The sequence below is a fragment of the Bacillus sp. ISL-46 genome (assembly GCF_018613205.1).
Genome location: NZ_JAGGQR010000013.1, coordinates 165,941 through 181,707, shown reverse-complemented (window position 1 = coordinate 181,707; position 15,767 = coordinate 165,941). Strand labels below are relative to the sequence as shown.

The 15,767-nt window shown below is 36.9% G+C and carries 11 protein-coding genes; 1 reads left to right on the top strand and 10 read right to left on the bottom strand.

Annotated elements, in window-relative coordinates; translation table 11 throughout:
* Positions 1–29 precede the first annotated feature (29 nt).
* The 4 genes from J7E67_RS07905 to J7E67_RS07890 form a co-directional block, all read right to left on the bottom strand.
* Positions 30–1,496 carry a glycoside hydrolase family 32 protein gene (locus tag J7E67_RS07905; RefSeq protein WP_214715132.1) on the bottom strand — a complete coding sequence of 489 codons (1,467 nt, stop codon included), beginning with the start codon at positions 1,494–1,496 and terminating at the stop codon, positions 30–32.
* Between the two features lie 390 nt (positions 1,497–1,886).
* On the bottom strand, positions 1,887–3,503 hold the full coding sequence (locus J7E67_RS07900) for an ABC transporter substrate-binding protein (protein ID WP_214715130.1): 1,617 nt from the start codon (positions 3,501–3,503) through the stop codon (positions 1,887–1,889).
* A gap of 61 nt (positions 3,504–3,564) precedes the next feature.
* Positions 3,565–4,446: a carbohydrate ABC transporter permease gene (locus tag J7E67_RS07895; RefSeq protein WP_214715128.1), complete on the bottom strand. Its 882-nt coding sequence runs from the start codon at positions 4,444–4,446 to the stop codon at positions 3,565–3,567.
* 18 nt (positions 4,447–4,464) lie between these two features.
* Positions 4,465–5,400, bottom strand: coding sequence for an ABC transporter permease (locus J7E67_RS07890; protein WP_246869768.1), 936 nt, complete (start codon positions 5,398–5,400; stop codon positions 4,465–4,467).
* Between the two features lie 268 nt (positions 5,401–5,668).
* Between J7E67_RS07890 and J7E67_RS07885 the strand changes: the two genes are divergently transcribed.
* Complete coding sequence (locus J7E67_RS07885) at positions 5,669–6,574, top strand: nuclease-related domain-containing protein (protein ID WP_214731323.1); 906 nt, start codon at positions 5,669–5,671, stop codon at positions 6,572–6,574.
* A gap of 381 nt (positions 6,575–6,955) precedes the next feature.
* On the opposite strand, the gene J7E67_RS07880 is transcribed toward J7E67_RS07885, so the two are convergent.
* The 6 genes from J7E67_RS07880 to J7E67_RS07855 all read right to left on the bottom strand — a co-directional run bounded on the left by J7E67_RS07880 (position 6,956) and on the right by J7E67_RS07855 (position 15,626).
* On the bottom strand, positions 6,956–7,342 hold the full coding sequence (locus J7E67_RS07880) for a glyoxalase superfamily protein (RefSeq protein WP_214731321.1): 387 nt from the start codon (positions 7,340–7,342) through the stop codon (positions 6,956–6,958).
* 18 nt (positions 7,343–7,360) lie between these two features.
* Complete coding sequence (locus J7E67_RS07875) at positions 7,361–8,686, bottom strand: ABC transporter substrate-binding protein (protein WP_214715121.1); 1,326 nt, start codon at positions 8,684–8,686, stop codon at positions 7,361–7,363.
* Positions 8,687–8,712: 26 nt separating this feature from the next.
* The gene (locus J7E67_RS07870; RefSeq protein WP_251026623.1) at positions 8,713–10,290 is read right to left on the bottom strand and encodes a response regulator transcription factor; all 1,578 of its coding nucleotides are present in this window, start codon (positions 10,288–10,290) and stop codon (positions 8,713–8,715) included.
* Positions 10,265–12,061 (bottom strand): sensor histidine kinase, encoded by a 1,797-nt coding sequence (locus J7E67_RS07865; RefSeq protein WP_214715119.1) that lies wholly within the window; start codon positions 12,059–12,061, stop codon positions 10,265–10,267. Before J7E67_RS07865 ends, J7E67_RS07870 begins: the two co-directional genes overlap by 26 nt.
* A gap of 155 nt (positions 12,062–12,216) precedes the next feature.
* A complete protein-coding gene (locus J7E67_RS07860) occupies positions 12,217–13,806 on the bottom strand; it encodes a response regulator transcription factor (protein ID WP_214715117.1) in 1,590 nt (529 codons plus the stop codon).
* Positions 13,803–15,626 (bottom strand): sensor histidine kinase, encoded by a 1,824-nt coding sequence (locus J7E67_RS07855; protein WP_214715115.1) that lies wholly within the window; start codon positions 15,624–15,626, stop codon positions 13,803–13,805. The genes J7E67_RS07860 and J7E67_RS07855 overlap by 4 nt, the downstream gene beginning before the upstream one ends.
* Between the last annotated feature and the right edge of the window lie 141 nt (positions 15,627–15,767).

Below are 15,767 nucleotides of genomic sequence, written 5' to 3'. Positions count from 1 at the left end.
TTAGATTAGAGCTTTGCCTAAAAATAAAGTTACTTCCCCCAAATGGAATCTAGTTCTGTTAGTTTTAATGAAGACACTCGGATATTTCCTTCGTTTGAAAATATAACAATTTTCTCATATGGTTGGTTTGGAAAGATTAAGCTAGTAAAAGCTACCTTTCCATCATTTGCAAATACCTCTATTGATGAAGTATCAATAATAATTTGCAGATTTTCCAATTTTACATAAGCTTCTTGTACAGCCGGGAAAGATTCTGAAAAACTATTATCTCCAGCTTTCGTCCGGTCGACTAGTAGCATTTCCTTTTCTGCATCATAACGAACCACTGTTTTTACATCTTCAGAGTTTTGAAAAACAATACCAAAAGAATTTGAAGTTTGGTTTTCAAGTTGAATGCTCACTTCCATTAATGGACTGAACATGTTAAAGATTGCAGGTTGGTTTGCTTCAACCGTAAGGTCTTGATAAACCTCTGAACTTTTTCGAATTGTCTCGATTTCCGCTGCTACTTTTTGTATCAAGCGAACTCCAGCCTCGTTGGAAGCTAACGATAATACTCTTGGCAATGTCATCGCACTACGCCATTCCTCCGTTGGGACCTGGTTGGCATAACGCCAATTGCTCATCCAGCCAATATAAATTCTTCTTCCATCTTCAGCTGGGATATCAGACCAACTTACGCCTGCATAATTATCCCTGCCATGATCCATCCAAAGAATTGTTTCATCAGTATTTTCATTTACAAAGGTTGTTCCGTCAAAATCACCTATAAAATATTGTGTTCTTGAACCTTCTTTGAAATCATGATTATCACCAATGCTGACAAACAGGACCCATTTTTGGATGTTTTCATCACCATCTACTGGCAATTGAAACAGGTCAGGGCATTCCCAAACGCCGTCATGTGACCCAGCATTATTTCCAAATTCACTAGCAAACTCCCAATCTTTTAGGTTAGGAGAAGTATAAATGGTGGCGGATTGTCCAGTAGCTAATACCATTACCCATTTATTCGTTACTGCATGCCAAAAAACTTTAGGATCGCGATAATCAGTAATGTTTACATCAGAAAGTACTGGATTCCCTTCGTATTTGGTCCATGTTCTTCCATTGTCGGTACTATAAGCAAGACTTTGACGCTGACGCGGCCTGTCGGAGTTTGGATAGTTATCCGCGCTTGTATAAATGGCAACCAACCCAGGTCCATTCTGGAATAATCCTGATGTATTATTCCAATCCACCACCGCACTTCCAGAGAATATGGCTCCATGCTCATCCGGATATAACGCGATCGGCAGCTGTTCCCAATGAATTAGATCTTTACTAACCGCATGCCCCCAATGGATCGGGCCCCATGTGGTCCCAAATGGGTGGTATTGATAAAAAAGGTGATACTCATTATTAAAAAAGACCATTCCATTCGGGTCGTTCATCCATTTTTCTTCAGGTGAAAAATGAAACTGCTGACGATGCTTTTCTTTATATCGTTGTGTCATTATGTGTCACTCCTTTGTTTTCTCTTAATATCTTTTATTTCGATTATGATGGACAGATCTCACTAGCTTCCGTTGGATTTGTCTTTCATCGACCTTATGATGGACAGATCTCACTGGCTTTCTATTAGATTTGTCCTTCAGCCACCTTATGATGGACAGATCTCACTGGCTTTCAATCAGATTTGTCTTTCATCGACCTTATGATGGGATGATCTCACTGGCTTTCCGTTAGATTTGTCTTTCATCAACCTTATGAAGGACAGATCTTACTGGCTTTCAATCAGATTTGTTCTTCATCGCCATTTTTTATGAATTTCTATCATTCTAAATTGGATCAAGGCTGTACGTATGCTTGCACAGTACAACCTCACCCCTATTACTTAAAATCGTTTATTTTGTGTTCCTGTCGTATCCTGCTTGTTTAATCTTTAACCACTCTTGTAATCCTAAGCGGTCTAATTCTTTCAAATATCCATCCCATTCTTTTTCCACTTTGCCATTTTGAATCCATTCGGCCCGTTTTCTCATAACGAAAGCAAACATATCCGTTTCAATTGTTGTAAGTTTATCGCTATCTTCTAGTGAGAAGAAAACTCTAGGATAAATATTTTCTGCGGTCATATGAGGAGTCATAACATCCTTCATTAATCCTAATCTCCATGCAGCATCATCTGGTTTTGTTGTAACCTTTCCATAATACTCATCTAAAATCGCTAATGGTCCGCCGATATTTGTTTTTTGTCTTAATTCCACTGGCGCGGTTCCTTTTAAAGGTAAATGTTTTAGCATTCCTGCCGCTTCATTTAATTCAAAGATATTTTGTTGGGTTTTATCACCATACGTACCCCAGTTATCTTGAACTGATTGTTTTGGTTCATATAATTGATCAATCCATTTTGCAGTCAGTTCAATGTTCTTATCCGCACTTGTGATAACCATTCTGCCTCTATCAAATCCCATTCCATTGGTTCTGGCTACATTCACTTGGCCATCTGGACCAGCTAGCGGCTTCATTAGGTCATATTTGTCATTCATACCAGTAATATTTGCTTTATCCCAAGTGAAATATAAACCATAACGATTATCTTTGCCTTTTGCTAGATACGTGTTCCAATCTTGTTCAAACGCTTCAACATCGATTAGACCTTCTTTATATAACTCATTGAGAAATTTCATTCCCTCTTTGTACCCTTTATCTGATGCAGTAAACGTAACTTTTCCATCATTGCTTACAACCGTATGATCCCAGTTTTCACCAAGGCCAAACGAGCCAAATAAGAATGCTAGGTCTTCCCCGCCTGCTTGCTTTCCAATAAACGACATCGGGATTTCATCCGCTTTTCCGTTGCCATTTGGATCTTTTGTTTTAAAGGCAATCAATACTTGCTTTAATTCTTCTGTGTTTGTCGGCATTTTTAACCCTAATTTATTTAACCATTCCACATTGATCCATGGGAAATCATCAACCGAGTGAATACTTTCTTTTCCTGAACCTAACTCCTCAATCCATGGGAAAGAGTAAATATGTCCATCAGGAGCAGTCATCATTGATTTATATTCAGGTGCTGCCTCCAAAACCTTTTGTAGGTTAGGCATGTACTTCTCTATTAAATCTTCCACAGGAACAATCGCACCATCTTTTGCAAGTTTTAATAGATCATGGTCATTAAAACCTGCATCGAGGATGGCATCCGGCAGATCGCCGCTCGCCATTGCCAGGTTTCTTTTTTCAATAAAAGCATCGGAGGTATAGTTTTTCCACTTAATATGAACACCCGACTGATTTTCCAAACGCTTATAAATTATTTTTTTATTAGGATCAGCCGGCGCTAATGGTGAGCTTTGGGTCATAAAATTCAATGTCACTTTTTCTTTTAAAGGAAAGGAAACATCCTTTAGTTTGTACTCTTTTGATGATGCAGTTTCACTTTTGCTGCTGTTACTGCAGCCTGAAACTAGTAATATCGTAGCAAGTGATAAAGCCATAACTTTTTTTACATTTTTCATATCATTACCCTCCTAAATATTGTGTGTAAGCATTTACAATAAAATCTATTAAATTGGCTCATTATTTCAATGAACCCACCATGACACCTTTTTCAAAGTACTTTTGGAAGAATGGATACATGATAATAAGCGGCAGACTAGAAATAACAATCGATGAGTATTTGATCATTTCTGAAAGCTTTTTAAGTTCAGCCATAGCCTGCTGATCACTAATCATTCCTGGTCCAGTTTGATTTTGAATCAATATTGACCTCAAAACTAATTGTAATGGGTGCAATTTCGGATCCTCGAGATAAATCATCGCGTCAAAATAAGAGTTCCATTGACCAACAAACGCATACATCGCTAAAACAAAGATGATAGGTTTAGATAGCGGCAAAACAATTTTAAAGAAGATTAATAGATCGGATGCTCCATCCACCTTTGCTGCTTCATGTAATTCATAAGGAATACTTTTAAAATAAGTCCTTGCAAGGATAATATTCCAAACATTCACGGCGCCCGGTAGTAAAATCGCCCATGGGGTGTTTAACATTCCAAGGTCTTTTACAACCAGGTAGGTTGGGATAAGTCCACCGCCAAAGAAGATGGTGATAATAAATAGTGTCATAAAGAAATTTTTCCCGACAAAGCCATTTACCGATAATGGATAGGCAGCAAAAATACAAACCACAACGGTTATAACGGCAAATCCTACTGAATAAAGAATAGAATTGATAAAGCCATGGACCATCGCATCATTGGATAAAATCAACTGATATCCTTTAAAGCTCCAATCTGAAAAATTGAACGAAATCCCTTTATTTAATAACACCGTTGGATCCATGAATGACGCAAGAACGACATATACCAAGGGAACTAACACGATTAATACGGCTAAGCATAGAAAGATATTATTAAAGCCTAATATGATTCGGTCTATGCGGGTGTGCTTTATATTCATATCAAGACTCCTTTCTCGTTAATATAAACCTTCACCTTCGTTTAACTTCTTAACGATTTTATTAACTACGATTAACAAGATTACGTTAATGACTGAATTAAACAGGCCAACAGCTGTTGAATAAGCATAGTCGCCGGACTGCAAACCTACTTTATACACATAAGTTGGCAGAATTTCGGAAGAAGGCAAATTCATTGCGGTTTGCATTAAATATGCTTTTTCAAATCCAATCGACATAATCCCTCCAGCAGCCAGAATAAATGTTACTGCCATTAATGGTTTCAATGTCGGTAAATCGATGTGAATCATTCTTTGAAGAATATTTGCTCCATCAATCGTTGCTGCATTGTGTAATTCAGGGTCAACATTCGATAAAGCCGCCACGTAGATAATCGATGACCAGCCTGCCGCCTGCCAAATACCAGAGATAATATAGATTGATCGGAAATAATCTGGATTTGACATGAACATAAGCGGCTTTCCAGTTATGAAGCTAACCAGTTGATTGATAGGGCCTGTTGGTGATAAGAAAATAAACACCATACCAACAATTACAACCACAGAAATAAAATTTGGTGCATAGAGCACGAGTTGAATATTTTTTTTAATGGCCGCCCTTCGTAGTTGATTAAGCATCAATGAAAGGATAATAGGGACAGGGAACCCAACGATTAAGCCAAAAAAACTGAGTTTAAGCGTATTCATAAAAATGTCAGTAAAGTTAGGTGAAGATAAGAATTTGGTGAAATTATCAAATCCGACCCAATCACTTCCTAAAATCCCTTTGATCGTACTAAAATCTTTAAAGGCAATAATGGCTCCATACATCGGAATATATTTAAAAATGATTGTTAGAATAACAGCTGGAGCGATAAGCAAATAAAGATGATAGTTTTTCTTGATATATTCCAATTTGCCTGTCAGTTTCGAAGCTGCTTTCTTTTCCGCTTGGATCTGTACAACTGGTTCTTTTTGAACATTTACTAACTCTTGCAAGCTCTTAACCTCCTATCTAATAGCTTTTTTCTTTATCTGGTTTTAACTTTAGCAAATTTGGAAAAGGAGAGAGTTTAATATCTTCGGAAATGGACGTTTAAAATTTTCGGCAGTTGGAAACGGTTCCATTTACTTTTAGGAAAATTAACAAAGTATTCACGCATTTCTTTTGTTTTTTTATTTATGATTAAGGTGGATTGTTAAAACATATGAGAGGAAGTGGGAGATGCCTTTTAAAGCACGAACTGTCCCAGGTAAATTAATTATTCTAAGGATTTTAAACAAGAGAATGGATCAAACCGTTGACGAGAAAAAGTACTATTTGTACCAAGAAAAAGGCTTTGAGGGTGAAGTTCAGTTTGATTTATTAACAGAAAAGGTTAAGAGTGAGTGTTATATTTTAAATGATTTGCTGTTAAACGTTAACAACACAACCTTCCAACTTGATACCACTATCATTTTTCAAAAGAAAATTAGCTTTTTTGAAGTAAAAAATTATGAAGGCGATTATTGTTTTCGAAACGTCCGGTTCGAAACGCTGGCTGAAAAGGAAATTAAGAATCCACTGGATCAGTTGAGACGCAGCAAATCTTTGCTTCGCCAATTACTCCAAAAACACGGATATAATTTACCAATTGAGGGATATGTTGTTTTTATAAACCCACGGTTTACTTTATATCAAGCCCCCGTAAACGAACCCATAATTTATCCAACGCAGCTAGACGCACTTATGGAAAATTTAAATGCGCAACCGTCAAAACTAACAACCCAGCATAAAAAGATTGCTGAAAAACTAGTTTCGTTGCATCAGACGGAATCGCAATATTCCCAGGTACCCACTTTTAAGTATAGTCAGTTGAAAAAAGGGGTAACTTGTAAAGTATGCAGTTCGTTATCGATGTTTATCCAAGGAAAGAAAATAGTGTGTGGTGATTGTGGGTGCGAAGAGGTAGTTGAATCTGCTGTTTTGGGCATGGTGGATGAAATCAAGCTCCTATTTCCGGATCGAAAGATAACCACCAATCTTGTTCACGAATGGTGTGTGGTGGTTGAATCTAAGAAAAGAATAAGCAGGATTCTAGAGAGAAACTTTAAAAGAGTAGGTGTTCGTAACTGGACTTTTTATGAGTGATCTTTAGAATCTCTATAATAGACATTTTTCCTATTCCTTGTGGAGTTTTGTCCTTCAGAGCCCTTACGATAGACATTTTTCCTATTCCTTGTGGAGTTTTGTCCTTCAGAGCCCTTACGATAGACATTTTCCCTGTTTCCTTGTGGAGTTTTGTCCTTCGGAACCCTTACGATAGACATTTTTCCTATTCCTTGTGGAGTTTTGTCCTTCGGAACCCTTACGATAGACATTTTTCCTATTCCCTTGTGGAGTTTTGTCCTTCGGAACCTTTACGATAGACATTTTTCCTGTTCCCTTGTGGAGTTTTGTCCTTCGGAACCTTGATCATAAACAGCCCGGACCATTGGGAGGTTTTTCAGACAAAAAAACTCCCATAGTTCCTTAACTAGAGGAGATGCTCTCAAAGAATATTATTCTGTTGCCAAACGGGTCATGAATGCATAGTTCTTTGGTTTTCCATGGAGTTTCTTCGATGCCAGGACGGGCGTACTTATAATCCTTTGAAAGAAGCTGTGAATGAAATGACTCGATGTTCCCCACTTCAATCCTCACCGCTGCACCTGGACAGCAATCACCATGATGCTCAGAAAGATGAATGATACAATTTTTATAGGATATTTGCATATACAACGGCATATTTTCCTCAAATCGATGCTCCCAATCCAGCACAAATCCCAGAAAACTCAAGTAAAACTCTTTGGCTTTAGACTCATCAAATATACGAAGGATTGGTGTGAGACTTTTCATGGTTATTTCAGGTTTATTCATTTAATCCCTGCCCCCATTTTATTGAATTTCTTTTAGACCTATATTGATTTTTTCTACAGCTTCCCTCGCCGAAGTCTTAACATCTTTCCTGCCGATTCCAACATCCTCAAACAATGTTCTGATTGCTTCACTGACAACGGGGTAAGCAGGAGTAACAGGGCGGTTCTTTGAAAATTTTTGAGTTTGCTGTAAAAATATGTTTTTAGGATACTCATTTAGCTCCGGAAAAGCTTTTGCTACAGAGAATCTCGCAGGAATATCACCTGTTATAGTTACATACTTTTTCATTCCTTCATAACTTGTCACATATTTAATAAACTTCCATGCTTCCTGCGGGTGTTTTGATTTAGAGGTGATTCCGAGCGCCCATCCTCCATTTGGAACAAACTGACATTTATCCTTTGGCAGTGGCGTTATTCCAAAATCTTCTCCCAGCTTGAATTCAGGGTGATTTTTTTCCAAATCTGCAAGTGTCCAAGAACCAAGCACAGTCATCGCCAGCTTTCCTTCTTCAAATGCACCACCAGGTATTTCTAGCGAAGCAACTCCATATTTATGATACAAATCTTGATAAAATTGTAGGGCCTCCAATGACTCTTTTGAATCTAAATACCCACTTGCCGTAGTTCCATCGGGGCTTAAAATATTAGCACCAAACTGCCAAAGGAGCGGTGTTTTAAAATAAGCGGGGGACTCTCCATCATTAAAACTCTGAGCCGGGTCAATACCGATCACATATTTAGCAGGATTATTAACTTTTTTAGCAATCTCTAACACTTTATCCCATGTTAATGGTTTATTAGGATCTTCAGACGGAAAAGGGACGCCTGCCTCTTTAAATAAATGTTTATTGTAAAATAAAGCAATACTAGACTCCACAATCGGTGCAAGGTAAATTTGACCCTTATAACTTAATCCTCGCAAGGTAGAGGCAGGGATATCATCAATCTCCCCCTCTTTTCGCATAAATGGGTCGATTGATAATAACGATCCGGTATTTGCATATAAAGCCAGCGTTGGACTATCTATCGTCAAAATATCCGGAGGGTTCCCTGCTGCAAGTTCTGTTCGCAGTCTTATTTCATAATCACTATATGGAATCGACTTCATATTCACCGAGATATTGGGGTTTGCTTTTTCAAAAGCAGAAACTAATTCTTCAAATGCTTTATTTTCACCCGTATTTCCACTATTTCGCCAAAACGTCAACTCAGTTCGTTCGGAACCCTTTGGTTTTTCCGCTCTCTCTTTTTGGCTGCTACCAGAGAATGTATCAAAAAAGGACAACGCATACACTAAAATACCCAAAAGTATAATTGCAAAAATAGTGAACCATTTTTTCATCTACATTCCCTTTCTTTCTTGAAAACTTAAACATCTAAGGCATTACGGAATTCAACAGGGGTTTTTCCAAAGTGTTTTTTAAAAACAGTACTGAAATATCCGGAGTTAGAAAAGCCAACTAAGTTTGCTACATCAATGATTTTTAGTTGCTTATCTCTTAAAAACTCCAGGGCTTTGTCCATTCGTAAATTCACCAGATAATCACTAAAATTCTGCCCGACATAATTTTTAAATGTTTCCGATAAATGAGCACTATTGATATGAAAGAGCTCCGATAATAAGGTAAGTGAAATTTCACTAGCATAATGCTGATCTAGATAATGCCGAACACTATCAACGATTAATTTCCCGTTCGAAAACCGCGCCATACGTACCTTTTCAATAATTAGCTGGGCTAATTGAAGGAGGTTTTCAAGCACTTTACTTTGCGAATTAAGTTCCCATATACTTTGTTGGCAATTCCAAATCGTTTTTTGAATATCTTTAGTTTCAATATCATATTTTTTTGCCAGTGACCCTAACAAAAATAACACTCGATTGGCAGCAAATGAAAAGGACAAAATCGATCCATTCCCTTGTAATAATAGTTGAATATTTTCCTTAAACGCCTCGAAATGAACATTTTCAATCGTATTTGTTAACTTTCTTTCAAAATCAGGTGAAAACTCAAATTCTTCTTCTTTCGTTATCGCGGCATCAATCACCTGTGATTGCGAGCCAAGTTGACTTTGACTCCAAGCAAGCAAACTGGAAATATAACCTGTCTTAAAGCTAGCTAGACCCTTGACAACATTTCCGATTCCAATCACCGTTTCTAAACTCAACAACCTTTTCACATTCTGTTGTACCCTTTCAACCAAATTAGAAGGACTATTTATATCTATTCGTATTAGAAAATGAACCATATTTGAATAGCTTGGGTCGTAAAACGAATAAGTTCCTGTATTCTCTTTTGAAATTTCCTTGCATAACATTTGGAAAGGAAGCCAGAGTTCCTTTAATCGATTGGGATTGCCATAACTCTCTCTAATTTCCACGGTGACAAATTGGACAACTGCGTCCTCATTTACAAGGTCCTCGATCTGAAGCTGGCGCAGTCTTTCAATGACCAATTTAAGCTGTAACCATTCCTCTTTTACTAAATAGAGCAAGTATTGTTCCTGCACTTCTTGCAATTGGGTGTGAACCAGATGACGCATCTGGGCCGTTTCCACTTGTTTTCGTCTCTCTTCCTCTATTTCTTTACGGATTTTTCGTAATGCTTCTACTAATTCATCCGGGGCTACCGGTTTTAACAGATAGTCTCTAACCCCTTCCTTCATGGAACCACGTACCAATTCAAAATCGCAATAACCCGATAATACGATTACTTTTACTTTTGGAAATTCCTGCTGACAACGTTTAGCGAATTCAATGCCATCCATAATGGGCATTCTCATATCTGTTATGACCAAATCAATATCCATGCAACCAAGCAATTCAAGTGTATCTTTCCCATTAGAAGCTTCGCCAACAATTTCAAAACCTTCTTCTTCCCAATCCACCTTCATTCGTAAACCTTTACGAATTTGAATTTCATCATCCGTGATTATGACCTTCATCATGTATATCACCTCTATCAAAATTTATACATAATGTAATCCTCGTGCCTACATTCTTTTCAGATTCAATCTGATAGGAAAAGCGTTCTCCGTAGTAAAGCTTTAATCGCCCAAGGACATTCTTTAGACCAATGCTGTTTCCTTTGCTCGCTAGGACACTAATCCTTTCATTCTTTGTTTCTTCACTCACTAAGTCTGATATCACTTCTTCAGACATGCCAATCCCCTTATCTTCTAAAACTATCATTATTTGATTATTCACTTTTTTCGTTTTAATAAAAATTTCAGCCGTGATCTTTTCTATAAAACTATATTTGACGGCATTTTCTACGAGCGGTTGGAGGATGAATTTAATAATAGAGAGATTTCTTGTCTCCGGATCCTCTACAATATCAATCGTGAGGGCATCCTCATATCTCACCTTTAAAATGTCGGTGTAGCTGCGAATATAGCTGATTTCTTCACCTAATCTCACGACGTCATTTTGTGTATTCAATGAATACCTCATCATCCGGCCTAAGTAGATACTTACATTCATCACCTCTTTATTCTTCCCCTGAACAGCTAATCCTCCGATGATTTCGAGTGTATTGTTCAAAAAGTGAGGATTGATTTGCAGTAATAGGGCTTTGTATTCCGCATCTTTTCGACGGATGTTGGCTTCATATTCTATTTCAATTAAATGCTTCAATTGATCGACGGTATGGTCGAATACTTTAATCACATAACCAACTTCATCATTAGACGATTTAATGGTTGGCATAAAGCGTTTTGCACCTAAAAAATCCCCATGCTCGATAAATTTCATCGCTTTTGCTAGTTTTCCTAAAGGGCTTACGATATTGGAAGAGAGCATGAACGACGCAAAGATTGTTATTAAAAACACAATCGCACTAGTAATAAGTAAGTTTCGCTGTAGAATATTAACTTTTGAGAATAAGTCAGACTTGGTCACTTCACTAACAAGAATCCAATCACCAACTGCTAACTTTTGGAAAAAAACAAAGTATTTGTCTCCCTGATAATCAGTTTCTAATAAACCTTTTTGTTTGGTATTATTCTTTATTTTAGTTAAACTATTTTTTAATACCCTTTTTGGGGTATCGATCTTCCCCTCTAATACATTTGCTCCCTGCTGATCCAATAAATAAGCATGTCCATTTTTTCCGATCGTGATTTTTCGTAAGGCTGTTTCTAGCAAAGATGAAGGGAAATTAACCTTTATAAATCCGTATGAAACAACCGTATTCAAATCAACGAGGGGCAAAATATAACTATTACTATTTCCTTGTGCTGGCATATATGGATCAATATGTGATTTTACAAATCGTTGTTCATTGATCGTAAAGTCTTTAAACCAATCTAGGTTGTGTAAGTTGGGGGTATTGCCCCATGCCCCCTCACCATTATTCAGAACGACTGAGATAGACATACCATTTGAATTGTTCACCATCATTGATGATAGCATCATTTTCAGTTGATTCTTCTGTAACAAGCTCTGTTCTTTCGGAATATTTGCATCCTTTTTTTCTAACTTTAACCACTGCTGAGTCGTTTGATTGACTAGGACCTGTTTTCCTAAATCCTCCGCCTGCGTTGTAATCAAGTCAATATAGAGCGAGTACTGATCCATTGCTTCTATTGTTAACTCCTGGGTCTGATCTTCAATAATTGATGTAAACCAACTTGGGATTATCATCGATAAAATGATTAATGGAATTGTTAACAAACAAGTAAAAATAATAAATAGGCGATTGCGTAAGGAAAAAAACATGGTATCCCCCCAAACAAAAAAGAAAACCCTTACATTCTATGGCTCAATCTATTAGTTTTGACTATTATTATCTATTCAATTTAACATATCCCCTATCAACTTACCACGGGATATTTAAATCCATAAAATAAGCAGAAACCGGATTTCGGCTCTGCTCATTTCTGATTCATATAGGCTTCCCGATATTCATTCGGGGTAATGCCCTCAACCTTTTTAAATACTTTGCGAAAATATTTGTCGTCTTGATACCCTATCATAGTAGCAATTTCATAAATTTTTAACTGGCTGTTTTTTAATAATGTTTTGGCCTTCTTCATCCGAAACTTCACAATATAATCGGATATATTGACGTTAAATTCTTGTTTGAATTTTCTCGAGATATATTCTCGACTGATATAAAAATGCTCGGAGATCTCTTGCAGTTTTACATCCCGATCGAAGTTCGCTTGCAAATACTTTTCAATATCATAAATGATGTTACTATGTTTCTGAAGGGTTCCTTTCTTAACTTTTTTCAAAAAGATAGCAATCTCTCGTTTTTTTCTCTGTTTGTATTCTTCAAGCATAAAGTGACCGTTTACATCAAAAAATATATCAATTCGTTTTTCGATGTCTTCAGCTGCTTTAACAGGTAGATTATAATGCTTAAACCATCTATTGCTGATCACCAAATATTCATTTTCTAAATGGAACAGCTGTTTTAATGATAGAAAGTGGTTTTCTGTAAAATCAGACTCGATTTGGTTGATTACTTCAACAAAGGCCCCAATCTCCCCAGCTTGTACAGCCATTTCTATGCTAGCAGAGTAGTCCATAAGGTTCCTTAATCCATGACTTGGAAGGTCCTCTATCACATGGACGCGAGTTTCTCTATCTTCCAAAATATTACGATTAAAAAATAATTGCTTAGCATGACGATAGGACTCAATTAAGCTGGAATTCTCATTAACCAGTTTACCTAAAACAATCGGACAAGAGATAGTCATTGTACCTCTTAGCATCTTAAAGATTTGTTTTAATAGTTCCCCTATTTGCTCAAACTTGTTCCAAAAGATAATCACAATTTCGCCTTTATTGGATAAGTAACGAAATCCAATTCCACATTCATTTTCCATCATAATTTCGTTAATGACGTTCAAAATCGTAAAGTAGGCTAAATCTCGATCTCCTTGAAATGCCTCAATTGTCTTTCCATTAATCCGAACAAGGGCTACTTGATAATTGTGAGACGGATGGATTCCAAAATCCTTAAACAAATCTCCCTTCAGGTTATCGCTATTTACTAGCTGGGTAAGCTTGCGGTCTCGATAAACCGGCTTCATTTCATTGATTAATTGAGAGCTGCTTTCTTTTCTCTCCCTGTCTAAAGCTTCCTTTTTCCATTCATCCACAGCTGTTTCCAACGTATGATTTAAGATTTCGGGATCAATCGGCTTTAGGAGATAGTCTGAACTTCCGAAATGAATGGCTTTGCGCATGTAGTGGTAATCATCATAACCTGTCACAACAATAGTTTTGCTGGTTGGCTGATTTTCTTTAATCCATTCTAAAAGCAGGACGCCATCCATTTTTGGCATTTTCATATCTGAAAAAATAATCTCTGGCTTATACTTTTGAATTAACTGTATTGCTTCTTCTCCATTTCCGGCTTCATAAATTTCATCAATTCCGTTTTGTTCCCAATCACCCAGGATCTTAATTCCTTCGCGAACGTGCTTTTCATCATCAACGATTAATGCTCTCATGAATGCTCCACCTCTTTTTGCATAACCTTTGGAAACTGAACGGTCACCGTAAAACCACTTTCTTCATTACTGTTAATAGTCATGTGTGCTTGATTCGCGTAATAAATCTGTAAGCGGTCATATATATTTTTTAAGCCAATCGTTTCTCTATGCTTCTCTTCTTTTGACACACCATGATATAATTCCTGCCTGATACTTTTCAACTGTTCTTCATTTGCGCCTATTCCATTATCTTTTACAGTAAGGCAAACCAACGCGTCATCCTGAACACTCGCCTCAATTTGAATAAATGCTTTTCCTACCTGCTGATCAAAGCCATGCTTAAAACAATTTTCCACAATGGGCTGCAAAATCATTTTCGGTATCATGATTTCTTGTACTTCTTTTGAGACATTTAATTCAAATTCGAACTGCTCGTAAAAGCGTTGTTTTTGTAACAATAAATAGGATTTAACATGCATCAGCTCTGAAATAAAAGGGACAATGTCCTCCTTCATATTCATACTGTATCTCATGATTTTCGATAATGAAGTGAGTAAGGAATAGACAGGAACGGCTTTCGATTTCAACGCCAAGGTACCAATCGATTGAAGGGCGTTATATAAAAAATGCGGGTTAATTTGTGACCGCAATACGCGCAGCTGTGATTCTTTATTTTCTATCTCCAATTTATATTCTCGCTCAATTAAATCATTGATTTTGGTAATCATTACTTTGAAATGCCTTCCTAACATCCCAATTTCATCGTTTCCTAATGAATCAAAATCCGCCTCAAATTCACCTTTTTCTACTTTTTTCATGTTATCAATTAATACCTTGATCGGTGCGGTTATCTTAAATGAAACAAACATGGTCGCAATTAACACAATAACGAGCGTCACGATACCAATCAAAATGTTGATTAAGGCCGTTTCTCTTGCACCTTGATAGAGTACATTGTAAGGAATTCGTTTCACAATATACCAATTCTTGTAGGGGGCGGAAAACTTATCGTGAACAATCACACCCGAGAAGTGTTTATCCTTCCATTCCGTACTTTTACTGGAGGCGGACTCCTTTTTTACTTTCCCAAACCACTTTTCTTTATTTTCCTTGCCGATCATTGATTCATTGGAGGAGTATATAATAACTCCTTTTTCATCCATAATGTACAAGTCTTCCATGTCCTTTGTATATAAGCGGCCGGCAATCGCACCTATTTTGGAAAGATTAATATCAATAGACAAAAAGCCTAATAGCTTGTCTGACGGTACGTCACGAAGGATGTTATGAAAGCTTAGGACATTTTTCATTTCCGAGTTTGGGATAACTGATATATTGTTATAACTATACATTTCATGGGGCGGTTCAATAACGGAAAAAAGGCTTTTATATCGATTTAATCGTGCATAATAAGGATGCGAAAGGATACTCTCATACTTTGCTCTGCCGCTAATTCTAGAATGATAATTAGTATAGGAATCCTTTCCTTTATCAATGTAAATGTGCATTTGTTCAATCTCAGGCCGTGTATTAAATAAATAAGCAAGAGCTCGTCGAACTTCTTCCCGATTAGTGTTTAAATTCTGTGATAGCCCATCCCTCATCACATTCATAAATGGTGTATATCGGTAAAGAACGGACGACATCTGGGCCACATCTTCCAAATAAACAGTTAGTTCATCTTCACCTTTGACAATCAGGTCATGATTGGTTGAAACAAAGCGATTATTAAGAGACTGTGTTGTTTGGTAATAAGTAATCGCGATCGAACTTCCAAAAGGCAGAACCGTTACTAGTATTAAAAATATAATAAGCTTTTTACGAATTCCCCACTGCATATCATCTTGGTTAGTTATATGAAAAAAATAGAACTAACCTTCCTCCAATTAATGAATTTTCTCCATTGTAACAACTATCTATATCCATTCCTATGGCATATATTGACTTGTCAATAGTAATGACTGTTCAATATATTCCAC